The organism is Ochrobactrum sp. BTU2, assembly GCF_024539785.1.
Lineage (GTDB): Bacteria > Pseudomonadota > Alphaproteobacteria > Rhizobiales > Rhizobiaceae > Brucella > Brucella anthropi.
The window spans coordinates 649,061-673,584 of record NZ_JAHWRG010000002.1 but is presented as its reverse complement, the minus strand read 5'-3'; the positions used below and the strand labels follow the sequence as shown (position 1 = coordinate 673,584).

Sequence of the window (24,524 nt, the reverse complement as noted above, 5' to 3'; positions counted from 1 at the left end):
TGAACCTCAACTCTTATTTGACGGCGCCTGCTGTCAGACCTGCAACGATCTGGCGCTGTGCGAAAACGGTTAGCAACAGGACCGGCAATGTGACCACAAGGGCTGCGGCGGCAAGCGGACCCCAGCTGACCTGTTCAAAGGACAGCATGTTGTAAACTGCGACCGGCAGGGTGCGTGTCTCGCGGCTTGCAAGCACGATGCCGAAAACGAAATTGTTCCACGAGAAGATCACCGCAAGGATGAGCGACACCACAACGCCCGGCTTGGCGATTGGAAGTGCCACCTTCATGAACACCTGCCACGAGGATGCGCCATCGATAATGGCGGCTTCTTCAAGCTCCAACGGCGTTGTCTCGAAGTAGCCGATCATGATCCAGATCACGATTGGAACAGTCACAACCAGATGGATGATGATCTGCGGCCAGAGGGTGCCGAGCAGTCCGAGCGTCTGAAACAGCAGAAACAGCGGGATCAGGTAGGACAGACCCGGCGTCATACGCGCAATCATGATGACGATTGCCGACTTGTTGGCGCGCAGTCGTGCAATGCCGTAGCCTGCCGGAACCCCGACCAGCAATGCCAGCAAAGTCGCTGTTCCGGTCACGAGAATACTGTTCCAGAAATAGAGCAGAAAATCGTTGGTCTCGAAAATTCCGCTATAGTTCGACCACGCGATGCGGTCGGGGATCAGGATCGGTGGATAGGCGCCGTTGTCGATTTCATATTTCAAGGAAAGCGACAGCATCCAGACGAAGAAGAAGATTGCAGGCGACACGATGATGAAAACCATGAGTGCCGTGCCAAGCTTTGAAAGAATTGACTTGCGTGCCATGGTCGGTCCTCACGAGTTCCATTTGGTTCGCTGGCGCAGGGCCAGAAGGATCATCGACATGGCGATAATGACAATGAAGAACACCACGGCAATCGCCGATCCATAGCCAATGTCATAATAGGAAAACGCCACGTTATAGAGATAGATATTGATGGTTTCCGATGCCGTTCCGGGACCGCCCTGCGTCATCGCATAGATAATGTCGAAGCTTTTCAGCGCATCGATCGAGCGGATGATGACGGCCACCATGATAAAGGGCAGGATCATCGGAAGCGTGATATAGCGGAACTTCTGCCAGCCATTGGCACCATCGATTTCCGCACTTTCAAACGGATCGCGCGGCATGGAGGCCAAGCCGCCGAGCACAATCAGCATGACCAGCGGCGTCCACTGCCAGGTTTCAACCAGCACCAGCGACGGGATAACCGTGCTCTGATTAAATATCCACTCCTGCGGCGCAATGCCGATCAGCGAGAGAAGATAGTTCAGCACACCGAGCTGCGGGTGATACATCATCGTCCAGACAAGGGCGACGGCAACCGGCGTCGCCATCATCGGCATCACGAAAATACCGCGCAACAGCCCGCGCATTGGCAGCTTGCTGTCAAAGACCAGCGCTGCAATCGTGCCCAGAATCATCGGCGCCACGACCGAGAGAACTGTATAGACAAGCGTATGCCACATGGATTCCCAGAAGCGCATATCGGCTGCAAGACGCAGATAATTGTCGAAGCCGACAAAGCTCTGCTCCCCGCCGAGCTGCCACTGGTTTGCACTCATCCAAAGCGTAAACACCCATGGGAAGACAATCACCGCCCCGACGGTGATCAAGGCTGGAAGAACAAATGGCCAGTAACTTGGCCGCAAGCGGCTCTTGCCAGTCTTGGTGGAGGAAGCTGCATTGGCAGCAGCTTCCGTTTTTGCACCTATCGGGGCGGCAGATGTCATTTTCCTTCGCTCCGTGCGAGGACCGGACGGAATTCTTCCGTCGCGCGTTTCATTTCAGTTTCTGCATCCGCACCATTCAACAGATTGGTGAGGCCGACACCGATAATGTCGCGGAATTCGGTGACAGGTACGATGACCGGCAGGCAGAGCTGGCTGATTGGTGCGGATTTTGACAGAGCTTCCACCCAGCCCGCTGGCATGGTAACGCCCTTGCGCACGGCTTCATCATCGATGACCGACTTGCGGAACGGAACACCCGATCCCGACTGCAACAGGCGAGCGCCCATTTCCTTGGAAATGGCCCACTGGCAATACAGATATGCAGCTTCCTTGTTCTTGGAAGCTTCGGTCACGCCGATACCATCGCCGGTGGTTGGTGCTGCCTGCGCATTCGGGCCTGCTGGCATGACGCCATAGCCAACCTTGCCGACAACACGCGACTTGTTCGGATCTTCGAGCGGCGGCGCAAAGCCGATACCGTCGAGCCACATGCCGACACGGCCCTGCAGGAAGTTCGACTGGCATTCAGCCCAGTTAAAGCCTGCAACACCGGGAGGTGCCGATTTGGTCATCAGGCGCTGATAGAGCTTGGCGGCTTCAATCCCTTCAGCCGAATCCGTCTGCAGATTACCGTCTGCGTCAACCGACTGCTTGCCATAGCCGAGCAGGAGGCTGGTATAGACCGGCGCATTGGCATTCTTCATGCCGCGAGCGACAAAACCATAGGTTCTGGTTGATGGATCGGTGAGCGCTTCTGCAGCGGCAACCAATTCTTCAAAAGTCTTCGGGAATTCGATGCCCTTGGCGGCAAAGAGTTCCTTGTTCCAGTAGATGATCCAGTAATCGACCGAGAAAGGCAGCGCGCCGAAGCGGCCATTGGCATCCTTGGCGAAGGTCAGACCGGCGCTTGCAAAATCATCTTCTGTGAGTGATGCATCGGTCAGCGTCGGGTCTTTCAGAAACGGGTTGAGGTCGGCAAGCCAGCCACCCTTTTCAAATTGACGCTTCTGAACGTGATAGCTGATGTGAATAACGTCGAAGCTTGGACGACCGGACGTCAGCTCGATCACCGCTTTCTGGCGCTGCTGCTGTTCCGGCATCTGCTCGGAATTGACCTTGATGCCGGTGAGCTCTTCGAATTCCTTCTGATATTTCTGAAGGATTTCGCCGCGCGGGCTCTTGATAAGATTTACTTCAAGCGTGGTGCCAGCATATTTCTTCCAGTCAACGGTCGACTGCGCGAAAGATGGGCTGATGCCCGTGACACCCGAGGCGGCGATGGCTGCTGTTCCCGCCAGAAACTGACGACGTGTTGGACGTAATAGATTCATTACATGCTCCTCCCCTATGGCTTCTTGGCCCTATCATTCTTCCGGCCCGGCAACTCCTCTTGCGCGGCCCTGGTTGTTAAATCTGCAAAGCCAGCTTCCGTGCATTGTTGATGTGAACGGCGATGGCATCCATGGCTGTCTGCGGATCGCGTGTTTCGATTGCAGCAAGCACAGCGAGATGCTCCTGCATGACCGGGATAACACGCCCGGTGATACGGAAGCGCTCCTGATTGATCAGGCGCATCTTGATCGTATTGGTCTGGTAAGCACGCCAGATGATCTCATTATCGAGCGAGCCGACAATTGTGTCGTGCAGGCTCCAGTCGATATTCTGCGCCCGTTCTTCAAGCTCCGGCGTTTCACCTTCGCTCATTGCGCGATTGAGAGTGTCTTCATGCTCGGCACGCAGCGAACGCAACAGCTCGTCGGAAGCCGACTGACAGAAAATCGCAATCGACTCCTTTTCGATGAAAAGGCGAAACTGAAACGCTTCACGGATCAGATTAAGATCGATATGGGCGATCTGGAGCCCGCGCTGCGGCACTGTCTTGATAAGACCTTCCGCCTCAAGGCGCGGGATCAGTTCGCGGATCGCACCCAGTGGCAAGCCCGTCATGGTGACGAGCTGGCGCTGCGAAACGAACTGGCCCGGATGAAAATCACGCGCCAGCAAATGCTGGGTGAAGCTCTGATAAGCCTTATCCCGCAATTTTACTGGTTCGTTGTGATCGTCTGCCAAAGCCTGCCCCCTCTTGGTCCCGTTTGCTTATGCCGCCCTTAAGCTGCTTTTGCCATATGCAAACGGTCGAATACACTGCCGATTGCATCGAAATCCGCATCATTCAGTGAAATCAGCGGTGCACGTACGCGACGCCATTCCTTGTCACCCGTATGACGCGCCACCATGGCCTTGACCGCAGGCGTTACCGGATAGTTCAGCAATTGCTGTACTGCGCCGACCAGTTCGGCATCGTCCTGACCGTCGTTGATCATGCCCAGCAGGCGATCCGGGAACAGATTGGCCATGCCGGAAATCGCACCCTGCCCGCCGAGACGTACGCCGGCAGCAAGGTCGCGTTCATCGCCGATCAGGATCGCAATGTCTTTATGCGCAGCAAGCAACTTTTCCGTATAGGCCCAGTTACCGGACGAATCCTTCACGCCGATGATGATGTCACCGAAAGTTGCGCGCAGGCGACCGATGAGATCGACCGACAGTTCAACAGCCGTCACCGACGGAATATTGTAGAGAATGATGCTGCGGGCATTACTGCCCAGACCTTTGAACACCGCTGAAAACCAGTTGAACAGACCTTCGTCGGAGAGATTCTTGAAATAGGAAGGCGGCGCCAGAAGAATAGCCTTGCAGCCGCGACGCAGGGCATCACCTGCCTGCAGGACCGCATCGGCAATCGAATTTTCCATGACGCCGACAACAATGTTCGAAGCCGGGAAACCCTGCGCAATGAAGGCGTCGAGAAGTGCTGCGCGCTCAGCATCGGCAATCGATGCCCCTTCGCCAGTGGTGCCAAATAAGGTTACGCTTGAGCAGCCGCTGTCGAGGCGTGCGAGAGCGTGCTTCAGTGCACGGCCGACATCGATTTTGCCATCTGCATCGAATGGCGTCGTAAGCGCTGCAGAGAGCCCAAAGCGCTCCTGCCCTGAATGATTATGCGCCAAAACTGGCTCCTCCCAAATTTGAACTTTAAGCTTGCACATACTAACATGTTAGTAAAGAGTCAATTCGGGTTCAGTGTGCAATCTCATGATTTTGGAAGAACCTGGGAGAAAGTAGAATTCGAGCGCTGACCTCTCCTTCCCTCATCCTGAGGAGCTGTTGAAAACAGCGTCTCGAAGGACGAGGGAAAATGAACCAAATGCCTCCCCTCGTCCTTCGACACGGTGCTTCGCATCGGCTCAGGATGAGGGAGGGGACGACAGGAGACGTTCAATTTATCGGACTGGAACAACGCCGGTTTCGATGAAAGAAAGAACTTCTGTTTTGCTTGGCGAACCGGCACGTCCACCGAAGCGCGCGCATTTGATGGCGGCGGAAGCATTGGCAAAGCGGATGATGTCGGTCATCGGCTTCCCTTCCACCAGACCATGCGCGAAAGCGCCATGGAAGACGTCGCCCGCGGCCAGCGTATCGACTGCATTAACCTTGAAGCCCGCCACATGGGAAACAGGCTTGCCAGCACCTTCAGTCCAATAGCAGCCATCTGCGCCAGCCGTGACGGATGTGAAAACATCATAGCGGTTGCTAAGAATACGGACGCATTCGTGCAGATCCGTCGTGCCCGTGACGCTGATTGCAGCGGGTTCCGACGCAACAATATGGGTTGCAAGCGGTAGCAGCGTTTCCAGCAATTCGACAGGCGCGGTATCGGCATCCAGAATCGCCGGAATACCGGCATCGCGAGCCGCACGCAGCGCCGTTTCCGCAGCCCACGGCCAGCGCACATCGGTCATAACAGCCGCATAGGCTCCCGCCACAATCGGCGGCACCAGATCAGACGGGCTTGCAAGCTTGCGATCATAAAAGGGCACAATGATGCGTTCGCCATTTGCATCGACAAGGATTGAAGAGAAGGCCGTGCGTGCGCCTTCCAGCCGCCGGATATAGGAACAATCAATGCCTTCGGCTTCCAGTTCGGCGACGGCGCGATCGCCCACCGGATCAGTCCCCGCAGAAGCCCAGAGCGCCACGTCGCCGCCAAGCCGGGCAATCGCGGCAGCGGCGCTCGAGGCCATGCCAGCTGCAATCTCGACCGCTTCGCGCGGCAGATATTTGCCTGCCTGTTCGGGAAGCGTGTCGAGGCGGAAAATGGTGTCCATTGTGAGGGCACCGACACAGAGAATTTTGGAAGTCATGATTAGGAAATGAGGCCTTCCGAGCGAAGCATGTTCCAGAATTCATCCGGAATCGACTGCTCGAACCAGACCACATTTTGCCTGATCTGTTCTGGCGAACGGACGCCGATCAGAATGGAGCTAACGGCCTCATGCCTCAACGGAAACTGCATGGCAGCAGCGGCAAGCGGCACATGATACTCATCGCAAATATCATGCAGGCGATTGGTGCGTACAATGATTTCAGCAGGTGCATCAGCATAGTCGAACTTCTGTTCGCCGCCGCGCGGTGCCGCCAGAATGCCTGAATTGAATACACCAGCAATCACCAGCGCCATGCCGCGCTTTTGCGCCAGCGGCAGGAATTCTTTTTCGGAAACCTGATCGAGCAGTGAGTAACGGCCAGCGAGAAGCGAGCAATCAAGATCAGCCTCTTCCAGCGCATCGCGAATGATCTGCCATTCATTCACGCCAAGACCAAAGCCCTTGATATTACCTGCCGCGCGCAACTCGGTCAGCGCACGGAAGCCGCCCCCCTTGGTCAGCGCATTCCAGTGAAGCTCGTGTCTGTCGCCATGGGTCACACGGCCAATATCGTGGACATAAAGCAGATCGATTTCAGGAAAGCCGAGGCGCTGTTGGCTGTCATCGAAGCTGCGCATGACGCCATCATAGCTGTAATCGAAAACCTCACGGAAATTGAGGCCATTATGCCAGCCCGAATCGAGCGGATTCTTTGGCGGCGATGGTGGCAGCGTGCGACCAGCACGCTCATTGGTCATCAGACGCCCGACTTTGGTGGAAATGACGGCGCGCTCGGGTTTTTCACGCAGCATATCGCCAAGAAGGTGCTCGCATCGGCCATAGCCATACATCGGCGCACTGTCGAAATAACGGATACCGCTGCCCCAACCAGCTTCCAGCAAAGCGTCCGCATCAGCACGCGAAACCGGCGCATACAGTCCGCCCAAAGGCGCGGTTCCCAGACCAAGCGCGGTTACAGTCAAACCAGTTCGGCCAAGCGTCCGCTTTTCGGATGCCTTCAATTGCATGGGTATCTCCTCGATCGCGGCATGCAGCATGCCGCACTCCTTTTTCAGCGCGTCTTATCCAAAAACCTCTTCACACTTTTTGGGACGCGCCGCCTCTTCCAGCGATTGATAGGAGCAAGCTTGCCGAAGCGCAATCGGAAAAGCATGCGCATGCAAACAGTCTATTCACTCGCAAATAAACCGCGCTTGACAGTCTCGAATTCCTGTCGATATTACTATGATGTCAGACCAATTTAAGAACCAATAAGGGAACCGGCTCTGACCTGATTGCGCGTTGAGACTCTGGGCTGATCTCTGGGCCAATCTGTGAAATGGAGGCAGAATGAAAGATCGCAGGCTGCTGCAGATTGCACCACTACCGCCGATGGATCGCGCCCGGCAGGTAACAGACGCGCTCGCCAACTACATCGCGACAGCGCATCTTCAGGCCGGTGATCGCCTCCCCGCTGAACGTGAATTGATGGCTGCACTGGCCGTGGGGCGCTCCACCATTCGCGAAGCAATCCGTCATTTTCAGGCATTGGGTGTGATCGAAGCTCGCAAAGGCAGCGGCACCTATCTGCTCAAGCCAATTTCGGCAGCAACCATTCATATGCCGCTTTCATTCGACCCCGCGCAATTGCGCGATGCATTGCTGCAATCGCTTGAAGTGCGCCGTGGCATCGAAGCCGAGGCCAGCATGGTCGCCGCCCGCAAACGCACGGCGGAAGACCTCGTCATCATCGAACGCAATCTCAATGAGATGGAGCGCGTTCATATCGCGGAAGGCACGTCAGGCCCGGAAGATCTGGCGTTTCATCTCGCCATTTACGACGCGACCCATAATCCGCTTTTCAGACAATTGCTCGAACAGATGCGCGAAGCCTTCTTGCACTTCTGGGATCATCCGTTTGAGCGGATCGACTTCGCGCGGCGGACCTTTCCGTTCCACCGCACGCTCTTTAACGCCATCGTGGCTCAGGACCCTGAAGCCGCACGGCAGGAAACACTCAAGATCCTCGACATTGTCGAGGAAGACATCAAGGAAATGTCCAAATGACCGACGGGATGGATCCGCTGGATTTCGCAGCGCTTACGGTTGCTCATGATGAAAGCAATGCCTACGACGCCGTGGTTCCACCCATCGTGCAGACCTCGCTTTTCACCTTCCCAAGCTATGACGACATGGTCGCCTCTTATCGCGGCGAAAAGGTTCGCCCGATCTACACACGCGGCCTCAACCCGACCGTGCGGGCATTTGAAGAAATGCTGGCAAAACTTGAAGGCGGCGAAGACGCGCTGGGCTTTGCCAGCGGCATGGCTGCCATCTCTTCAAGTGTGCTGGCCTTCGTCAATCCCGGTGATCGCATCGTTGCGGTACGTCATGTCTACCCGGATGCATTCCGCCTGTTTGGCACCATTATGAAGCGTATGCAGGTGCAGGTAGACTACGTCGATGGCCGCGACGAGGAAGCGGTTGCAAAAGCCCTGCCCGGTGCAAAGCTCTTCTACATGGAAAGCCCGACGAGCTGGGTCATGGAAGCCCATGATGTCGGTGCCCTGGCAGCGATTGCCAGGCAGCATGGCGTGCTGAGCATCATCGACAACAGCTGGGCCAGCCCGATCTTCCAGCGCCCACTGTCGCTTGGCGTTGATCTCGTCGTGCATTCGGCATCGAAATATCTCGGTGGCCATAGCGATGTCGTGGCCGGTGTCGTGACCGGATCGAAAGCCCTGATCAATACAATCCGCGCAGAAACCTATCCATATCTCGGCGGCAAGCTTTCACCGTTTGATGCGTGGCTTCTGGTGCGTGGCATGCGCACTTTGCCGACGCGCATGAAGGCGCACGAGGCTTCGGCACTGGAAATTGCAAAGCGTCTTCAGGCACTGGATGTGGTTGAAACCGTCTGCCACCCGGCACTTGCCAATCGTCTGCCTGCGGGTCTCAAGGGCACGTCCGGCCTGTTCTCGGTCATCTTCCGGGAAGGCGTGAACATTCGCGAATTCTGCAATCATCTCGATCTGTTCAAGCTCGGCGTGAGCTGGGGCGGTCATGAAAGCCTGATCGTGCCGGGCGAAGTCGTGCTGCAGCAGAAAGCACAGCCAAATTCGGCACATACGTTCGGCATCGACCCGCGCTCCGTGCGCCTGCATGTCGGACTGGAAGGAACGGAAGCGCTGTGGCGGGATATTGAAGGAGCGCTCGCAGCATCGACCGAATAACGAAAATCCAGTGAGGAGCAATAAGGGGAACTGCAATGAAAAAACTAATAGCAGCCGCATTCGCAACCATGCTTTTGAGCGGTACGGCGCTTGCCGATACCACTCTGAAGCTTGTTGAAGTCATCACCAGCCCGGAACGCACCAAGACGCTTGAATCCATCGTTGCCAAGTTTGAAGCAGCCAATCCGGGTACCAAGGTCGAAATCATCTCGCTGCCATGGGGCGAATCCTTCCAGAAATTCGCAACCATGGTTTCGGCTGGTGAAATTCCCGATGTCATGGAAATGCCGGACACCTGGGTTTCGCTCTATGCCAACAATGGCATGCTGGAAAACCTCGAGCCATATCTCGAAAAGTGGGAAACCACGCCAGACCTGACCGAGCGCGCACTTGAGCTTGGCCGCAGTGTCAACAACACAGCCTATACGCTGCCTTACGGCTTCTATCTGAACGCCATGTTCTACAACAAGAAGCTGCTGTCTGAGGCTGGTGTGTCCGAGCCGCCAAAGACGATGGACGAATTTGTCGAAGCCTCCAAAAAGATCGCAGCCCTTCCCGGCAAGTCCGGCTTCTGTATGCGTGGTGGCCCCGGTGGTCTCAATGGCTGGGTGATTTTTGCCGCATCCATGGCCGGTGACAATAAGTTCTTCAACGAAGACGGCACCTCGACCATGAACAGCGAAGGCTGGAAAAAGGGCATCACCTGGATGGTCGATCTCTACAAGAACGGCCTTGCACCGAAGGACAGCGTCAACTGGGGCTTCAACGAAACCGTCGCCGGTTTCTATAGCGGCACCTGCGCCTTCCTCAACCAAGATCCAGATGCGCTGATCGCCATTGCCGAACGCATGAAGCCGGAAGATTTCGGCGTCACCATCATGCCAAAGGGCCCGGATGGCAAAACCTTCCCGACCATCGGTTTTGCCGGCTGGTCGATGATGAGCGGTAGCCAGAACAAGGACCTCTCCTGGAAGCTGATCTCGATGCTTGAAGGCCCGGAAGGCAACATCGAATGGAACAAGCGCACCGGTGCCTTGCCGGTTCTCAAATCCGCTCAGAACGATCCGTTCTATAGCGGCGAGCAGTTCAAGGGCTGGTTCGATGAACTGGCTGACAAGAATGTCGTTCCAACCGTGATGCCGACCTATCTGGAAGAGTTTGCCTTCTTCAAGGATTCGCTCGTCATCAAGACCTCGCAGGAAGCGCTTCTCGGCGACATCACGCCGGATCAGCTGGCCGACCAGTGGGCAGAATATCTGACCAAGGCACAGCAGAAGCACCTTTCAAAGCAATAGCACCATGAACAGCTTGCAGGCGTGGAAGACCGCGCCTGCAAAGCGAATGATGCAGCCCCGCGAAGGGAAAAATGATGAACGACACCGCTTCCATAAAGGCCCCGGTGCACAACGACGTGCCAAGACAGGATCGCCGCAGTTTTCTGCAGCGACTTGCGCACGCCTCCGAACCTTATCTCTACAGCGCCCCCGCACTGATCCTCATCGGCGCTATCATGCTGGTTCCGCTGGTCCTCGGCGTCTCCTATGCCTTTCGCGACATTCAGTTGCTTAACCCGTTTTCGGGTGGCTATGTGGGGCTTGATCATTTCCGCGAACTTGCGACCGATCAGGCTTTCTATCGTTCCTTGAAAAACACACTCTGGTGGACCGGTTGTTCGGTGCTGCTGCAATTCGTGTTCGGGCTTATTCTTGCCCTGCTGCTCGACAAACCATTTGCCGGACGTGGGCTGGCACAGGCGCTGATCTTCCTGCCATGGGCTGTGCCGACTTTCCTCACAGGTCTTAACTTTGCGTGGCTTTTTAATCCGGTGATCGGCCCACTACCGCACTGGCTGCATGCAATCGGCCTTCTAAGCGCGCCAGACAATATCCTTTCCGACCCCAATCTTGCGATGTGGGGCATCATTACCGCGGGTGTGTGGTGGGGTATTCCGTTCTTTGCCATCACCATGCTGGCCGCTTTGCAGGCTATCCCGCGCGACCTTTATGAAGCAGCAGCCATCGATGGCGCCGGCCCAGTCCAGCGTTTTCTCTCGATCACACTTCCCTATCTTGCGCCAACCATGGCCATCACCATTTTGCTGCGCACCGTCTGGATTGCCAACAGTGCCGATCTGATTGTCGTGATGACCGGTGGCGGCCCTGCCGACCGGACACAGATCGTCGCCAGCTACATCTTCACGCAGGCCTTCAAACGGCTCGATTTCGGCTATGCCTCGGCAATTGCGATGGTCCTGCTTGTCCTGCTGATGGTCTATTCAATGCTCATCGTGCTGTTGCGCCAGACGCTGCTGAACAAGGATTGAGGCCATGACAAACCGTAAACTCCTCCTTGTCGGCGCGCATCGCATTGCCATTCTGCTGTTCGTCCTGTTCGCGCTGTTTCCGATCTTCTGGCTGGTGAAGGTTTCCGTCACGCCCAATGATCTGCTTTACAGCGAAGGCGTACGGCTCTGGCCATCGCGCATGACGTTCGATCACTTCAGCCATGTTTTGAATAACAGCTCATTTCCGCTGTTCTTCCGCAACAGCCTGATCGTATCCGGCTCAACCGCCATCATCGTTACGCTACTGGCATCGCTCTCCGGCTATGCGCTGTCACGTTTCAATTTCCGTGCAAAATACTGGATTGTGGCGCTGATGCTGCTGACGCAGATGTTCCCGCTCGTGATGCTGATCGCGCCGATCTACAAGATCATGGCACCGCTCGGTCTCACCAACAGCCTGATCGGCCTCATCATCGTCTATTCGGCATTCAATGTGCCTTTTGCAACCTTCCTGATGCAATCGTTCTTCGACGGCATTCCGAAGGATCTCGAAGAAGCCGCCAAGATCGACGGCGCAACGCAGTTCATGGCTTTCCGCCAGATCATTCTGCCGCTGACCCTGCCCGGTATTGCTGCAACGCTCGGCTTTGTTTTCACCGCAGCGTGGAGCGAGCTTCTGTTCGCGCTGATGCTGATTTCCGGCAATGATTCAGCCACGTTCCCGGTCGGGCTTTTGAGCTTCGTCTCAAAGTTCTCGGTCGATTTCGGACAGATGATGGCAGCGGGCGTGCTCGCGCTGATCCCGGCCTGTCTCTTCTTCTTCCTCATTCAACGATATCTCGTGCAGGGCCTCACGGCTGGCGCGGTCAAAGGCTGAAAGGATTTTTCCCTATGGCTTCCATCGATATTCAGTCAGTCCGCAAAAGCTATGGCGAACATGCTGTTCTGCACGGCGTTGACCTTGAGATCAAAGATGGCGAATTCATCGTGCTGGTCGGCCCGTCAGGCTGTGGCAAATCCACATTGCTGCGCATGATTGCAGGCCTTGAAGACATCACTGCCGGTCAGGTGCAGATCAGTGGCAAGCGCGTCAATGAGCTGGCACCCAAAGATCGCGATATTGCGATGGTGTTTCAGTCCTATGCGCTCTATCCGCATATGAGTGTCGCCGACAATATGAGCTACAGCATGCGACTGCGCAAAACGCCGAAAGAAAAGATCGCAAGCGCCATCAAATCGACCGCCGCCAAGCTCGGCCTTGATCCTTTGCTGGAGCGTCGTCCGAAAGCACTTTCCGGCGGCCAACGTCAGCGTGTTGCCATGGGCCGCGCCATTGTGCGTCAGCCCAAGGCCTTCCTCTTTGACGAGCCGCTTTCCAACCTCGACGCACGGCTGCGCGAGCAGATGCGTGCTGAAATCAAGAAGCTGCATGGCGAGCTGAAAGCCACGTCGATCTATGTAACGCATGACCAGATCGAAGCCATGACTCTGGCTGACCGTATTGTCGCCATGCATGGTGGCGTGGTGCAACAGGTCGGCTCTCCACTGGAGCTTTATGACCACCCGGCCAATCTCTTCGTGGCAGGTTTCATCGGCTCACCCGCCATGAACTTCCTCGATGTGACCTATCTTGAACAGGATGGTGGTCCGCGTCTGAAACTCAAGGACGGCACGCTCATCGCATTGCCGCAGCCCGTAAAACTCAAGGATGGCGCGAACGCCACGCTTGGCATTCGTCCAGAGCATGTGCATATCGAGAATTCAGCAGGCCTGACGACTGATGTCGATCTGGTCGAGCCAACCGGCTTCGGCATTATCCTGCATCTCAGCCTGCATGGATTGCCGTTCAAGATTTTCACGCTGGATCGCGATGCGCTTCATGCGCAGGGTTCCATTCAGGTGAGCTTCCCAGCACAGCATCTCCATCTGTTCGATCGCGAAGGAAATCGCGTCGAGAGTGCTTAAACTGCATCCGAAAACCGCGCCTGAATGCTCTGTGAAAGCAGGGCAACAGGGCGGCTCTGATCACCAGCCTTGAGCCAGATCAGTTCTTCAATCTCGCTGGAAGCGGCAGGCACCTGCCCTTCCTTAAGGCTAAGATGGAACAGCTCGGCTTCAACCGTGGCGTCGAGCTCGTTAGCTGCAGGCGCTGACATTTTCGCAGCATAGCTTAACTGGCTCTCATCAATGAGAATGCCGAGTTCTTCCTCGATCTCACGGATGAGTGCGATTTGAGGCTGCTCGCCCGCATCGATCTTGCCGCCGGGCTGGAAGAAAATCTCGCTGCCGCGCTTGCGCACGAGGAGGAAACGGCCTGCCTCATCGCGGACAATGGCTGCTGCAATAAGAATCGTTTTCATGATGACGAATTCTCGTTTCGTGGGCGGATGCCGTCAAGAATAATGGCACTCACCGCTTTGGCCGTCTCATCATAAAAACCGGCCTCCTCCGATCGCCTGCCGAGAACGGCCCCGACCTGCACGGAAAAATCCGAATAGTGCTGCGTTACCGCCCATATGGTGAAAATCAGATGATAAGGATCGACCGGAGCCAAGCGTTTTTCAGCAATCCATCGATGAATGACTGCCGCTTTTTCATCGACCAACTGCTTCAGGTGCCCTTTGAGAAAGTCAGAAATCGCCGGAGCGCCATGCAGAATTTCATTGGCGAAAAGGCGCGAAGCCTCCGGTTTCTTCGCCGACATTTCAAGCTTCACAGCAATGTAGCGCCGCAATTCTTCCAGCGGATCACCGTCCGGATTAATGTGTTCGAAAGGCTCCAGCCAGGTGGCAAGCGTATCTTCCAGCACGGTCACATAAATGTTCTGCTTGCGCGGGAAATAATAAAGCAGGTTTGGCTTCGACATGCCTGCCTTCTCGGCGATCTGGTCGACTGTCGAACCTCGAAAGCCATAAGCGGAAAAAACCTCCAGCGCTGCATCGAGGATAAGCCTGCGATTTATACCCTGAATGCGCGTCGCGCCTTCCGACTTGTCGTTCGACATCTTCTCGTTTTCAACCGTGTCGGTCCGTGAGTCTGAAGGAGCTGTGGCCATTTGACACCTTTCAGCAGTGTAGAATTTTTCAAAAGCGCTTGACCATATTCAAACGCTCTTCTAGCCTGCAATTTGACCAACTAGTCAAGTTTTTGCCCGCAAGGCAAGAATATTGTGGCCAAAGAGCCGGGTCGTGGGAACATATATTGGCGGGTGGATACGGGCTAGAAGTATAATGGCCCGAATTTAAACGCACATACATAATGCGGAGGCAGAGCGCATGGTGCTCACCAGCAATCTTAGAGTCAATGGCGATCGTCTTTGGGACAGTCTGATGGACATGGCCCAGATCGGCCCCGGTGTGCGCGGTGGCAATAACCGCCAGACCTTGACCGATGAGGACGGCGAAGGCCGCAAACTGTTTCAGAGCTGGTGCGAAAAATCCGGACTTTCCATGGGCGTGGACACGATGGGGAACATGTTCTTCCTCCGCCCCGGCGAAGATGCCGACGCCGATCCGGTCTATATGGGCAGCCATCTCGACACGCAGCCGACGGGTGGTAAATTCGATGGCGTGCTGGGCGTGCTCGGCGGCCTCGAAGTCATGCGCACGCTCAACGATATGAATATCAAGACAAAGCGGCCAATCGTCGTCGTCAACTGGACGAATGAGGAAGGCACGCGATTTGCCCCGGCGATGCTCTCATCCGGTGTTTTTGCCGGTGTCCACGAGCAGGACTGGGCCTATCAGCGCACCGACGCCAAAGGCAAGAAATTCGGAGACGAACTGGAGCGCATCGGCTGGAAAGGCGATGAACCGGTCGGGCAGCGCAAAATCCATGCGATGTTCGAGCTTCATATCGAACAGGGACCAATCCTTGAAGTTGAGCACAAGGATATCGGTGTTGTCACGCACGGTCAGGGGCTGTGGTGGCTGCAGGTGACCTTGACCGGCAAGGAGGCGCATACCGGCTCTACGCCTATGAAGATGCGCAAGAATGCGAGCCTTGGCCTCGGCAAGATGCTGCAACTCGTCAACGAAATCGCCATGTCCCACCAGCCGGATGCGGTTGGCGGTGTCGGCCATATCGACGTTTCACCCAATTCACGCAATGTGCTTCCGGGCCAGATCGTTTTCACTGTGGATTTCCGTTCGCCCAACCAGGATGTGCTGGACGACATGAAAACGCGGTTTGAAAAGGAAGCGCCGAAGATTGCCGCAGAACTGGACATCGGCATCGAGATTGAGGTGGCCGGACATTTCGACCCGGTGACCTTTGATGATGGTTGTGTGGTGGCGATCCGCAATGCGGCAGAGCGACTTGGCTACAGCCATCGCAACATCGTTTCCGGCGCAGGCCACGATGCCTGCTGGGTCAATCGCGTCGCACCAACGGCCATGGTCATGTGCCCATGCGTGGACGGGCTCAGCCACAATGAAGACGAGGATATTTCGAAGGAATGGGCGTCGGCGGGAACCGACGTGCTTCTGCATGCGGTATTGGAGACTGCTGAAATTGTAAGCTGATTTCACAACCATCCACTACTGCTACTGTTCGCAACAAAACCAAAAAGGGGAACGACGAACAATGGCAAAGGTCATCAAAGGCGGAACCGTCATCACGGCTGACCGCACCTTTAAAGCCGATGTTCTCATCGAAGGCGAAAAGATTGTTGCTGTCGGCGACAATCTCTCCGGCGATGAAGTCATAGATGCATCCGGCTGTTATATCATGCCGGGTGGCATCGACCCGCACACCCATCTGCAAATGCCCTTCATGGGGACCTATTCTTCCGACGATTTCGATACCGGAACTGCGGCCGCCCTTTCCGGCGGCACGACGATGGTGGTCGATTTCGTGCTGCCGGATTCCGAAGGTAACCTGCTCGACGCGCTTCAGGAGTGGTTCCAGAAGGCTGGCAAGGCGCGCACCGATTATTCGTTCCACATGGCGATTACCGGCTGGAACGAGCGCACGTTCAACGAAATGGCCGAGGTGGTGAAGCGCGGCATCAACACCTTCAAACACTTCATGGCCTATAAGGGCGCGTTGATGGTGAATGATGACGAGATGTTCGCGTCGTTCCAGCGTTGTGCTGAACTGGGCGCCATGCCGCTCGTCCATGCTGAAAACGGCGATATCGTTGCGCAGCTGCAGGCTAAACTGATGGCCGAAGGCAATGACGGACCGGAAGCCCATGCCTATTCGCGTCCGCCGGAAGTGGAGGGTGAAGCAACCAATCGCGCGATCATGATTGCCGATCAGGCAGGCGTTCCGCTCTATGTCGTGCATGTTTCCTGCGAACAGAGCCATGAAGCGATCCGCCGCGCCCGGCAAAAGGGTATGCGCGTGTTCGGCGAGCCGCTGATCCAGCATCTGACGCTGGACGAAAGCGAATATCATAACAAGGATTGGGATTATGCGGCACGCCGGGTAATGTCTCCGCCATTCCGTGACAAGGTCAATCAGGATAGTCTCTGGGCCGGTCTTGCGGCTGGAAGCCTGCAATGCGTTGCAACCGACCATTGCGCATTCACTACTGAACAGAAGCGTTACGGCATCGGCAATTTCACCAAGATTCCGAATGGAACGGGTGGTCTGGAAGAACGTATGCCAGTGTTGTGGTCGCGCGGCGTGCGCACTGGTCGCCTGACGCCAAATGAATTTGTTGCTGTCACCTCGACAAACATTGCCAAGATCTTGAACATCTATCCGCAGAAAGGCGCAGTGCTGCCGGGTGCTGACGCTGATCTTGTCATCTGGGATCCGGAGGCAACCAAGAAGGTTTCTGCAAAAACACAGCTTTCCTCGATTGATTACAACGTGTTCGAAGGTTTTGAGCTCAAGGGCCTGCCGAGGACGACGCTTTCACGCGGACGTATCGCTTTCGACAAGGGACACGTCAAGGCAGAGCCAGGCGACGGGCGCTTCATCGAGCGCGAACCGAACGGTGCCGTCAATCGGGCGCTGTCACAATGGAAGGAAATCGTTGCGCCGCGCAAGGTGGAACGCAGCGCCGAACATATGCCGATAGGGGTCTGAGACATGGCCATCGTCCAGCTTCGGGAACCGCGCATGAACTTGAATGACAGCATGGCCACCCGATCCAGGGATAATGGGAGGGGCGAGGCAAATGCGCAGACAGTGATCGACATCAAAGACTTGTCGCTCGTCTTCGAGACGAATGACGGACCTGTCCATGCGCTGTCCAATATTGATCTTGCCGTCAAGCGCGGCGAGTTCGTTTCCTTCATCGGACCTTCGGGATGCGGCAAGACTACGCTGATGCGCGTCGTGGCCGATCTGGAGCAACCGACATCAGGTTCTGTCACGGTCAACGGCAAAACACCGGAGCAAGCCCGCCTCGACCGGTCCTATGGTTACGTATTTCAGGCGGCCGCTCTGTTTCCGTGGCGCACCATCGAAGACAATATCAGCCTGCCGCTGGAGATTATGGGGTTCTCCAAGGCAGAAAGGCGCGAGCGGATCGAAAAGAACCTCGCGCTCGTCAATCTCTCAGGCTTTGACAAAAAATATCCCTGGCAGCTTTCCGGCGGCATGCAACAGCGCGCATCGATAGCCCGCGCATTATCATTCGATCCTGATATGCTGCTGATGGACGAGCCCTTCGGCGCTCTGGACGAAATCGTGCGCGATCATCTCAACGAACAGCTTCTCAAGCTTTGGGCAGCAACCCGCAAAACAGTGATTTTCGTCACACACTCGATCCCGGAAGCGGTGTTTCTCTCAACCAAGATCGTTGTCATGAGCCCGCGCCCAGGCCGCATTCATGAAATCATCGATTGCGATCTTGGCCCGGACAGACCACTTGAAATCAGGGAGTCCGAAGCGTTCCTGAAAATTGCCCACCGCGTCCGTGAGGGTTTGCGTTTGGGGCACATCCATGAATAAGGGCACTTTTCAACGGCATCGTGCTGGAGATCGTCCATGAAAGGCTTCCTGCACGACAGATTCATCCCCGTGGCGACTATACTCGCCGTCATTATTGCGCTTTGGTACGGCCTAGCGGTGGTACTCAACGCCCCGTTTGAGCGTGATCAGGCGACACGCGCAGGGACAGAAATCACCTTCTCGACGCTTGTCGCCAATACGATGCATCAGGACCGACCGGTCCTGCCCGCACCGCATCAGGTAGCTGAAGAAATCTGGAAAACCGTCTTCGGTGTCAAACCGAGTTCCAAGCGCAGCCTGATCTATCACGGATGGGTCACACTATCGTCCACCCTGCTCGGTTTTGTGCTTGGGTCGGCGCTGGGCGTTCTTCTCGCTGTAGGAATTGTTCATTCCCGCACACTCGACAAGAGCCTGATGCCATGGATCATCACCTCACAAACGATCCCGATCCTCGCCATCGCGCCGATGATTATCGTGGTCCTGAATGCCATTGGCATATCGGGCTTGCTGCCCAAAGCTATCATCTCCACCTATCTCTCTTTCTTTCCCGTGGCAGTGGGAATGGTGAAGGGGCTGAGATCGCCTGATGTGATGCATCTCGACCTCATGCGCACCTATAATGCATCAAGATCGCAGGTGTTCTGGAAACTGCGCTGGCCTGCGGCCATGCCATTCCTGTTCACATCGATGCAGATCGCCGTCGCGATCAGCCTCGTTGGCGCTATTGTCGGTGAATTGCCAACCGGTGCAGTCGCCGGTCTTGGTGCTCGGCTGCTTGCAGGCTCGTACTATGGCCAGACCGTGCAGATATGGGCAGCACTCGTTGCCGCTGCTCTGATGGCTGCGGTGCTGGTTGCGCTGATTGGCGTCGCGGCACAGCTTGTGAACCGACGCATGGGTGTAAAGCCGGAAAGGGCAGCCACATGATGACAGGCATCCTATCCGTCATAGCGCTAATAGCTGTTTCATGGCTGGTTGTGGGTTGGGTCGCAAGTCTCAAGACCCGTAACCCTTTGGGCCAAAAGCTTCTGGATATCGCAGTGCCAGCGCTCTTTGGCATCGCGATGTTATTGCTCTGGGAAGTAACCGTCCGGCTTTTCGCTATTCCTCAGGTTCTCCTTCCAGCACCATCAGCAATCTGGGCACGCATAACGGCGTCCGTACCAATTCTCTGGGCGGATTTCCGACAGACCTTTCTGAAGGCCGTCATCATCGGCTATGTGGCGGGATGCGGTCTCGGTTTCATAACCGCCATCATCGCCGACCGGATTCCATTCCTGCGTAAAGGCCTGTTGCCGCTCGGCAATCTGGCTGCAGCACTTCCAATCGTGGGCGTCGCACCGATCATGGTGATGTGGTTTGGCTTCGACTGGCAATCGAAGGCAGCGGTGGTCATCATCATGACCTTCTTCCCTATGCTGGTGAACACGGTTGCGGGCCTTGCCAGTACCGGGGCAATGGAACGGGACATGATGGAAACCTACGGCTCAAGCTACTGGCAGACATTGTTCAAGCTGCGTCTCCCAGCGGCCATGCCGTTCATATTCAACGCTCTCAAGATCAATTCCACCCTCGCACTTATCGGAGCGATCGTGGCGGAGTTTTTTGGCACGCCGATTGTCGGCATGGGGTTCCGCATCTCTGCGGAAATCGGGCGCATGAATGTGGATATGGTTTGGGCTGAAATCTTTGTAGCTGCTCTTGCGGGATCGCTCTCTTATGGGCTGATCGCGCTGATCGAGCGCAGAATGACATTCTGGCACCCTTCATACAGGAGGGCATAAGCCTGAATAATTGGCATCTGCAAAAATAAGGCAGACCAAAGTGCATTCCGAAAAGTGGGAACCGGTTTTCGGGCAAAATGCGCGGCAATAAAAAGAACCAGAGGAGAACTGAAATGAAAAAGGCAATTTCTTTATGCCTTGGAACAGCCGGACTGGCGCTCGCGCTTATGAGCAGTTCGGCAATGGCAGCCGACAAGCTGACCTTGCAGCTCAAATGGGTGACGCAGGGGCAATTTGCCGGTTACTATGTAGCCAAGGACAAAGGCTTCTATGAGGAAGAAAATCTCGATGTCGATATCAAACCGGGCGGACCGGACGTCGCTCCGCCGCAGGTGATTGCCGGTGGTGGCGCGGATGTTGTGGTTGACTGGATGCCGTCGGCGCTCGCGACCCGCGAAAAAGGCGTCCCGCTCGTCAACATCGCCCAGCCTTTCAAGAAATCCGGCATGATGCTGACCTGCCGCAAGGATACTAACATCACCAAGCCGGAAGACTTCAAGGGCCGCACGCTCGGTGTCTGGTTCGGCGGCAATGAATACCCGTTCCTGTCATGGATGAGCCATCTGAAAATTCCGACCGAAGGCGGCAAGGATGGCGTGACCGTGCTCAAGCAGGGCTTCAACGTCGACCCGCTGATCCAGAAGCAGGCCGACTGCATTTCTACAATGACCTATAATGAATATTGGCAGGTGATTGATGCAGGCATTCCAGCCGATCAGCTTGTCGTCTTCCCATATGAAGAGCAAGGCGTCGCCACGCTGGAAGACGGTCTCTATGTGCTGGAAAAGAGCCTAGATGATCCGGCAATGGTCGACAAGCTCGCCCGTTTTGTCCGTGCCTCAATGAAGGGCTGGAAATACGCATCCGAGAACCCTGGAGAAGCAGCTGATATCATACTCGACAACGATGCTTCCGGTGCTCAGACCAAGGAAGTTCAGGAACGTATGGTCAAGGAAATCGGCAAGCTGGTTGACGGCTCCGATGGCACCCTTGATGTGGCGGCTGCCGACCGCACCGTGGAAACGCTTCTGGGCGGTGGCTCTGACCCCGTCATCACCAAGAAACCGGAAGGCGCGTGGACAGCCAAGATAACCGACGCCATGAAGAAGTGATCCCGTTCAAAACAGCAAAAAAACCGGCCCCAAAAGGCCGGTTTCTTTTTGTTTATTCCGCCGGTTCAGCCGTGCCACCCTTTTGTGACTTCCCTTTAAGGGCGTAGTTCAGCTCTCTTTCGAGCCGTGCTTCCTCTTCGGCTTTGGGCTGCGTAAAGCGTCCCAGCAGCAGATAGGCGACCGGCGTTACATAAAGCGTAGCAATCGTTGCTAATCCAAGACCACCCACAATGACCCAGCCCAGAGCCACACGGGCTTCTGCGCCAGCGCCACTTGCCAAAACCAGCGGCACACCGCCAAGCACGGCGCAGATCATCGTCATGCAGACCGGGCGAAGACGAATGTTGGATGCTTCCTCGATTGCTTCTCGAACGCTCAAGCCCCTGTCACGCAATTGATCTGCGAATTCGACAATCAGGATACCATTCTTGGCCATGATGCCGACCAGAAGCACGAGACCGATCTGGCTGTAGACGTTCAGGCTCGTACCTGTGAGCAGCATCGCAAAAACCGCACAACCAAGCCCGAGAGGAACCGTCGCCATCACGATCAGCGCACTGACAAAGCTTTCAAACTGCGCTGCCAGCACCAGAAGAATGATGATGATGGCAAAACCGAACACCATTGCCAGGCCGCTTGATGTTTCGCTGAGCGTCGAAGCTTCCGCCAGCGGAATGATATGGCTTCCCGGAGGCAGCAAAGGTGCCGCGATTTCCTGTGCGACCTTATAGGCATCGCCCAACGCGAAATCGTCGCGCAGATTTGTCGTTATGGACACCGAGCGCTGGCGCGTCTCGCGATCAAGCTGCGGCGGAACCGCTTTCTCAACGACCGTAGCAATAGACGACATCGGCACATAACGACCGTCCGTCGTCTTCATGAATATGTTTTCAAGATCGGTCGGATCGTTGATCGGGTTGGTGGTGGCAACGAGTTTCACATCGAAACTGCGATCTCCGACATAAACCGATCCGATCTTGCGACCGTCGAGTACCGACTGCACAGCATTCGCAAGCCCTGTGATGTCGATACCAAGATCGGATGCTCGTTCGCGATTGATCTCGACGGAAAGCTGCGGCTGGGTCGGCTCGACGGACAGTCGCGGCTGCACGAACCGTGGATCCTTTTCCAGCGCGGCAACGACCGCCTGCGCGGCAGGCTGTAGCTTGGCATAATCGCTACCGACTATGGCAAACTGCAAACCGTTGCCCGCACCACGAATACCAAGGCTGTTCGGTTGGGTGGTAAAAATACGCACCGCCGTTATGCCTTTGATGCGCTGGGTAATGTCAGCCATGATTTCCTGCTGGCTGCGCGCGCGTTCCTTCCACGGTGCCAGCGTCAGGACAACAAAGCCGTTATTGGACGACCCGCCGGAACCTGCGATGGCATAAGTAGTAATGATTTCACCGCTATCGCGCAGAGGCTGGACGGCCTCCTCAATCTTGTCGAGCTGAGACTGGAGGAACTCCACACTGATGCCCTGCGGCCCATTGATACGCAGCAGTGCAACGGCACGATCTTCCGAGGGCGTCAGTTCCTGACGGATCAGACCGTAGCCGACAAAGGATGCGCCTGCGAAAAGCATTGCCACCAGCACAACAACGAATGGCGCCGACAGACAGATGTGCAGCGTCTTTTTATAGAAGGTCGCAAGCCCGCCGCCAATACGACGCAGGAAAAGCGGACCGTGGCCGCCGTCTTCGCCATTCCCTTCCTTGAGGAAGCGAGAGGCAAGCATGGGGCAAAGCGTCAACGCAACAACAGATGACAGAAGAACAGCAATTGCCAGCACGAAGCCGAATTCACGGAACAGACCACCCGCCTGCCCCGGCAGAAACGAAATTGGAACGAAGACTGCCGCCAAAGTCAGCGTCGTGGCAATAACGGCGAAGAAGACTTCCTGCGTGCCGAGGACTGCCGCAGCACGCGGCCCCATGCCCTGATTGCGTCGCCGGACAACGTTTTCCAACACAACAATGGCGTCATCGACCACGAGACCTGTGGCGAGCACCAAAGCCAGAAGGGTAAGAATATTGACCGAGAATCCTGCCAGATAGATGGCGGCGATCGTGCCGATCAAAGCGACAGGCATGGACAAGGCCGGGATGAGCGTTGCGCGTATATCCCAGAGGAACACGAAGATAATCGCCACAACGATGATCACTGACGCGATCAGTGCGATTTCCACCTCGTGGATAGCGCCATTGATGAAATTCGCATCGTCACTGGTAACGGCGATATTCACGCCCGCGGGCAAGGTTTTCTGCAAATTGGCGACCGCTGCCCGAATGCCCTCCGAGATATCGAGCGTATTCGACTGTGCCTGACGGACGATGCCGAGACCAATTGCCGTCTTGCCGTTGGACCGGACCGCCGAGCTTTCGATATCCGGCCCAAGCGTGACGGTAGCAACATCGCGGATCTGCGTGCGTCCGTTGATGTAGACGTTCTCGAAATCCTCAGGCTTTTCCAGATTGGCCGTGGCACGGACAACGATGGACTGATCGGCGCTACGCAAAGAACCGGCAGGGGCGTCCAGCCCCATGGAAGAAAGCGCCGTAGAAATATCCGCAATGGTCAGACCATAGCTCGCAAGGCGCGCCTGATTGATATCGATGCGGAATATCTTGTCGCGGTCACCGTTGATCTGGACGTCAGCCACGCCCGGAACCGCGGAGAGGATATCCTGTATCTGGTCTTCGACCAGCACCGTCATGTCATCGACAGACATGGTGTCGGACGTAACCGCCAGACGCATCACGGGATCAGCGTTGGAATCGGCCTTGATGATGCGCGACGGGTCCGCTTCTTCCGGCACGTCATTGGCGACACGGGAAATCGCATCGCGCATGTCGGCGGCGGCAACGTTGAGGTCTACACCATCGTTGAACTCCACCGTGACGCGGCTGCGTTCAAACGACGATGTTGAAGAAATAGATTTTACGCCCGAAACGCGCGCGACAGCGTTTTCGAGAACCTGTGTCAACTGACGGTCAATAGTTTCAGCGGATGCACCACTGAAATCCGTGCTGATTGTCACCACAGGCCGGTCAACGTCCGGCAGTTCGCGAATATCGACGCCTGTGAAAGCAGCAAGACCCGCGACGACAATCAGAACGTTGATAACGAAAGCAAAAACTGGACGACGGATGAAAAGCGCCGTCGATCCGCCGCTACTGGATGAGGAATTGTGACCGGTCACGCGTTT

22 protein-coding genes are annotated in these 24,524 nt (G+C 55.9%); 12 read left to right on the top strand and 10 right to left on the bottom strand.

Features of this window, described 5'->3' with window-relative positions; all coding sequences use genetic code 11:
- Nucleotides 1–13 precede the first annotated feature (13 nt).
- The 7 genes from KWJ32_RS07935 to KWJ32_RS07905 form a co-directional block, all read right to left on the bottom strand.
- Nucleotides 14–832 carry a carbohydrate ABC transporter permease gene (locus tag KWJ32_RS07935; protein WP_010658186.1) on the bottom strand — a complete coding sequence of 273 codons (819 nt, stop codon included), beginning with the start codon at nucleotides 830–832 and terminating at the stop codon, nucleotides 14–16.
- A gap of 9 nt (nucleotides 833–841) precedes the next feature.
- Nucleotides 842–1,780, bottom strand: a complete 939-nt coding sequence (locus KWJ32_RS07930) for a sugar ABC transporter permease (RefSeq protein ID WP_010658185.1) — start codon at nucleotides 1,778–1,780, stop codon at nucleotides 842–844.
- Nucleotides 1,777–3,111 carry a sugar ABC transporter substrate-binding protein gene (locus KWJ32_RS07925; protein WP_012090687.1) on the bottom strand — a complete coding sequence of 445 codons (1,335 nt, stop codon included), beginning with the start codon at nucleotides 3,109–3,111 and terminating at the stop codon, nucleotides 1,777–1,779. Before KWJ32_RS07925 ends, KWJ32_RS07930 begins: the two co-directional genes overlap by 4 nt.
- A gap of 76 nt (nucleotides 3,112–3,187) precedes the next feature.
- Nucleotides 3,188–3,850 carry a GntR family transcriptional regulator gene (locus KWJ32_RS07920; protein WP_012090686.1) on the bottom strand — a complete coding sequence of 221 codons (663 nt, stop codon included), beginning with the start codon at nucleotides 3,848–3,850 and terminating at the stop codon, nucleotides 3,188–3,190.
- 38 nt (nucleotides 3,851–3,888) lie between these two features.
- Complete coding sequence (locus KWJ32_RS07915; protein ID WP_012090685.1) at nucleotides 3,889–4,791, bottom strand: dihydrodipicolinate synthase family protein; 903 nt, start codon at nucleotides 4,789–4,791, stop codon at nucleotides 3,889–3,891.
- A 273-nt stretch (nucleotides 4,792–5,064) separates the two neighbouring features.
- On the bottom strand, nucleotides 5,065–5,985 hold the full coding sequence (locus tag KWJ32_RS07910; protein WP_010658181.1) for a PfkB family carbohydrate kinase: 921 nt from the start codon (nucleotides 5,983–5,985) through the stop codon (nucleotides 5,065–5,067).
- Nucleotides 5,986–5,987: 2 nt separating this feature from the next.
- Nucleotides 5,988–7,016, bottom strand: coding sequence for an aldo/keto reductase (locus KWJ32_RS07905; RefSeq protein WP_041545271.1), 1,029 nt, complete (start codon nucleotides 7,014–7,016; stop codon nucleotides 5,988–5,990).
- Nucleotides 7,017–7,338: 322 nt separating this feature from the next.
- Between KWJ32_RS07905 and KWJ32_RS07900 the strand changes: the two genes are divergently transcribed.
- From KWJ32_RS07900 to ugpC, 6 genes are all read left to right on the top strand, one after another.
- Nucleotides 7,339–8,055, top strand: coding sequence for a FadR/GntR family transcriptional regulator (locus tag KWJ32_RS07900; RefSeq protein ID WP_010658179.1), 717 nt, complete (start codon nucleotides 7,339–7,341; stop codon nucleotides 8,053–8,055).
- Entirely contained in the window at nucleotides 8,052–9,221 is a 1,170-nt protein-coding gene (locus KWJ32_RS07895; protein WP_010658178.1) for a PLP-dependent transferase, read from the top strand. The genes KWJ32_RS07900 and KWJ32_RS07895 overlap by 4 nt, the downstream gene beginning before the upstream one ends.
- A gap of 35 nt (nucleotides 9,222–9,256) precedes the next feature.
- Nucleotides 9,257–10,516: a sugar ABC transporter substrate-binding protein gene (locus KWJ32_RS07890; RefSeq protein WP_010658177.1), complete on the top strand. Its 1,260-nt coding sequence runs from the start codon at nucleotides 9,257–9,259 to the stop codon at nucleotides 10,514–10,516.
- A 74-nt stretch (nucleotides 10,517–10,590) separates the two neighbouring features.
- Entirely contained in the window at nucleotides 10,591–11,544 is a 954-nt protein-coding gene (locus KWJ32_RS07885; protein ID WP_094514768.1) for a sugar ABC transporter permease, read from the top strand.
- 4 nt (nucleotides 11,545–11,548) lie between these two features.
- Nucleotides 11,549–12,382: a carbohydrate ABC transporter permease gene (locus tag KWJ32_RS07880; protein ID WP_010658175.1), complete on the top strand. Its 834-nt coding sequence runs from the start codon at nucleotides 11,549–11,551 to the stop codon at nucleotides 12,380–12,382.
- A 14-nt stretch (nucleotides 12,383–12,396) separates the two neighbouring features.
- Nucleotides 12,397–13,470: a sn-glycerol-3-phosphate ABC transporter ATP-binding protein UgpC gene (gene ugpC / locus KWJ32_RS07875; RefSeq protein WP_231771309.1), complete on the top strand. Its 1,074-nt coding sequence runs from the start codon at nucleotides 12,397–12,399 to the stop codon at nucleotides 13,468–13,470.
- On the opposite strand, the gene KWJ32_RS07870 is transcribed toward ugpC, so the two are convergent.
- Together KWJ32_RS07870 and rutR are read right to left on the bottom strand one after the other, a co-directional pair.
- Nucleotides 13,467–13,865, bottom strand: coding sequence for an NUDIX domain-containing protein (locus KWJ32_RS07870; protein WP_012090680.1), 399 nt, complete (start codon nucleotides 13,863–13,865; stop codon nucleotides 13,467–13,469). The genes ugpC and KWJ32_RS07870 overlap by 4 nt on opposite strands.
- Entirely contained in the window at nucleotides 13,862–14,560 is a 699-nt protein-coding gene (gene rutR / locus KWJ32_RS07865) for an HTH-type transcriptional regulator RutR (protein ID WP_012090679.1), read from the bottom strand. The genes KWJ32_RS07870 and rutR overlap by 4 nt, the downstream gene beginning before the upstream one ends.
- Before the next feature lie 220 nt (nucleotides 14,561–14,780).
- Here rutR and KWJ32_RS07860 point away from each other — a divergent pair, with 220 nt between their 5' ends.
- From KWJ32_RS07860 to KWJ32_RS07835, 6 genes are all read left to right on the top strand, one after another.
- On the top strand, nucleotides 14,781–16,028 hold the full coding sequence (locus tag KWJ32_RS07860; RefSeq protein WP_010658171.1) for a Zn-dependent hydrolase: 1,248 nt from the start codon (nucleotides 14,781–14,783) through the stop codon (nucleotides 16,026–16,028).
- A gap of 61 nt (nucleotides 16,029–16,089) precedes the next feature.
- The gene (hydA, locus tag KWJ32_RS07855; RefSeq protein WP_012090678.1) at nucleotides 16,090–17,544 is read left to right on the top strand and encodes a dihydropyrimidinase; all 1,455 of its coding nucleotides are present in this window, start codon (nucleotides 16,090–16,092) and stop codon (nucleotides 17,542–17,544) included.
- A 51-nt stretch (nucleotides 17,545–17,595) separates the two neighbouring features.
- On the top strand, nucleotides 17,596–18,414 hold the full coding sequence (locus KWJ32_RS07850) for an ABC transporter ATP-binding protein (protein WP_029925790.1): 819 nt from the start codon (nucleotides 17,596–17,598) through the stop codon (nucleotides 18,412–18,414).
- A 36-nt stretch (nucleotides 18,415–18,450) separates the two neighbouring features.
- Nucleotides 18,451–19,344, top strand: coding sequence for an ABC transporter permease (locus KWJ32_RS07845; protein WP_011982511.1), 894 nt, complete (start codon nucleotides 18,451–18,453; stop codon nucleotides 19,342–19,344).
- A complete protein-coding gene (locus KWJ32_RS07840) occupies nucleotides 19,341–20,201 on the top strand; it encodes an ABC transporter permease (protein WP_010658167.1) in 861 nt (286 codons plus the stop codon). The genes KWJ32_RS07845 and KWJ32_RS07840 overlap by 4 nt, the downstream gene beginning before the upstream one ends.
- Before the next feature lie 113 nt (nucleotides 20,202–20,314).
- Complete coding sequence (locus KWJ32_RS07835) at nucleotides 20,315–21,313, top strand: ABC transporter substrate-binding protein (RefSeq protein ID WP_010658166.1); 999 nt, start codon at nucleotides 20,315–20,317, stop codon at nucleotides 21,311–21,313.
- A 52-nt stretch (nucleotides 21,314–21,365) separates the two neighbouring features.
- Here KWJ32_RS07835 and KWJ32_RS07830 read toward each other — a convergent pair whose 3' ends face one another.
- Nucleotides 21,366–24,518, bottom strand: coding sequence for an efflux RND transporter permease subunit (locus KWJ32_RS07830; RefSeq protein WP_011982510.1), 3,153 nt, complete (start codon nucleotides 24,516–24,518; stop codon nucleotides 21,366–21,368).
- Between the last annotated feature and the right edge of the window lie 6 nt (nucleotides 24,519–24,524).

Bases quoted from the DNA above. Each gene is read 5' to 3' on its own strand.
- KWJ32_RS07845 (WP_011982511.1), top strand. From the start codon at position 18,451: ATGAAAGGCTTCCTGCACGACAGATTCATCCCCGTGGCGACTATACTC.
- KWJ32_RS07900 (WP_010658179.1), top strand. From the start codon at position 7,339: ATGAAAGATCGCAGGCTGCTGCAGATTGCACCACTACCGCCGATGGAT.
- KWJ32_RS07925 (WP_012090687.1), bottom strand. From the start codon at position 3,111: ATGAATCTATTACGTCCAACACGTCGTCAGTTTCTGGCGGGAACAGCA.
- ugpC (WP_231771309.1), top strand. From the start codon at position 12,397: ATGGCTTCCATCGATATTCAGTCAGTCCGCAAAAGCTATGGCGAACAT.
- KWJ32_RS07880 (WP_010658175.1), top strand. From the start codon at position 11,549: ATGACAAACCGTAAACTCCTCCTTGTCGGCGCGCATCGCATTGCCATT.
- KWJ32_RS07895 (WP_010658178.1), top strand. From the start codon at position 8,052: ATGACCGACGGGATGGATCCGCTGGATTTCGCAGCGCTTACGGTTGCT.
- KWJ32_RS07890 (WP_010658177.1), top strand. From the start codon at position 9,257: ATGAAAAAACTAATAGCAGCCGCATTCGCAACCATGCTTTTGAGCGGT.
- KWJ32_RS07835 (WP_010658166.1), top strand. From the start codon at position 20,315: ATGAAAAAGGCAATTTCTTTATGCCTTGGAACAGCCGGACTGGCGCTC.
- rutR (WP_012090679.1), bottom strand. From the start codon at position 14,560: ATGGCCACAGCTCCTTCAGACTCACGGACCGACACGGTTGAAAACGAG.
- KWJ32_RS07840 (WP_010658167.1), top strand. From the start codon at position 19,341: ATGATGACAGGCATCCTATCCGTCATAGCGCTAATAGCTGTTTCATGG.
- KWJ32_RS07910 (WP_010658181.1), bottom strand. From the start codon at position 5,985: ATGACTTCCAAAATTCTCTGTGTCGGTGCCCTCACAATGGACACCATT.
- KWJ32_RS07870 (WP_012090680.1), bottom strand. From the start codon at position 13,865: ATGAAAACGATTCTTATTGCAGCAGCCATTGTCCGCGATGAGGCAGGC.
- KWJ32_RS07860 (WP_010658171.1), top strand. From the start codon at position 14,781: ATGGTGCTCACCAGCAATCTTAGAGTCAATGGCGATCGTCTTTGGGAC.
- KWJ32_RS07850 (WP_029925790.1), top strand. From the start codon at position 17,596: ATGGCCACCCGATCCAGGGATAATGGGAGGGGCGAGGCAAATGCGCAG.
- KWJ32_RS07935 (WP_010658186.1), bottom strand. From the start codon at position 832: ATGGCACGCAAGTCAATTCTTTCAAAGCTTGGCACGGCACTCATGGTT.
- KWJ32_RS07885 (WP_094514768.1), top strand. From the start codon at position 10,591: ATGAACGACACCGCTTCCATAAAGGCCCCGGTGCACAACGACGTGCCA.
- KWJ32_RS07930 (WP_010658185.1), bottom strand. From the start codon at position 1,780: ATGACATCTGCCGCCCCGATAGGTGCAAAAACGGAAGCTGCTGCCAAT.
- KWJ32_RS07905 (WP_041545271.1), bottom strand. From the start codon at position 7,016: ATGCAATTGAAGGCATCCGAAAAGCGGACGCTTGGCCGAACTGGTTTG.
- hydA (WP_012090678.1), top strand. From the start codon at position 16,090: ATGGCAAAGGTCATCAAAGGCGGAACCGTCATCACGGCTGACCGCACC.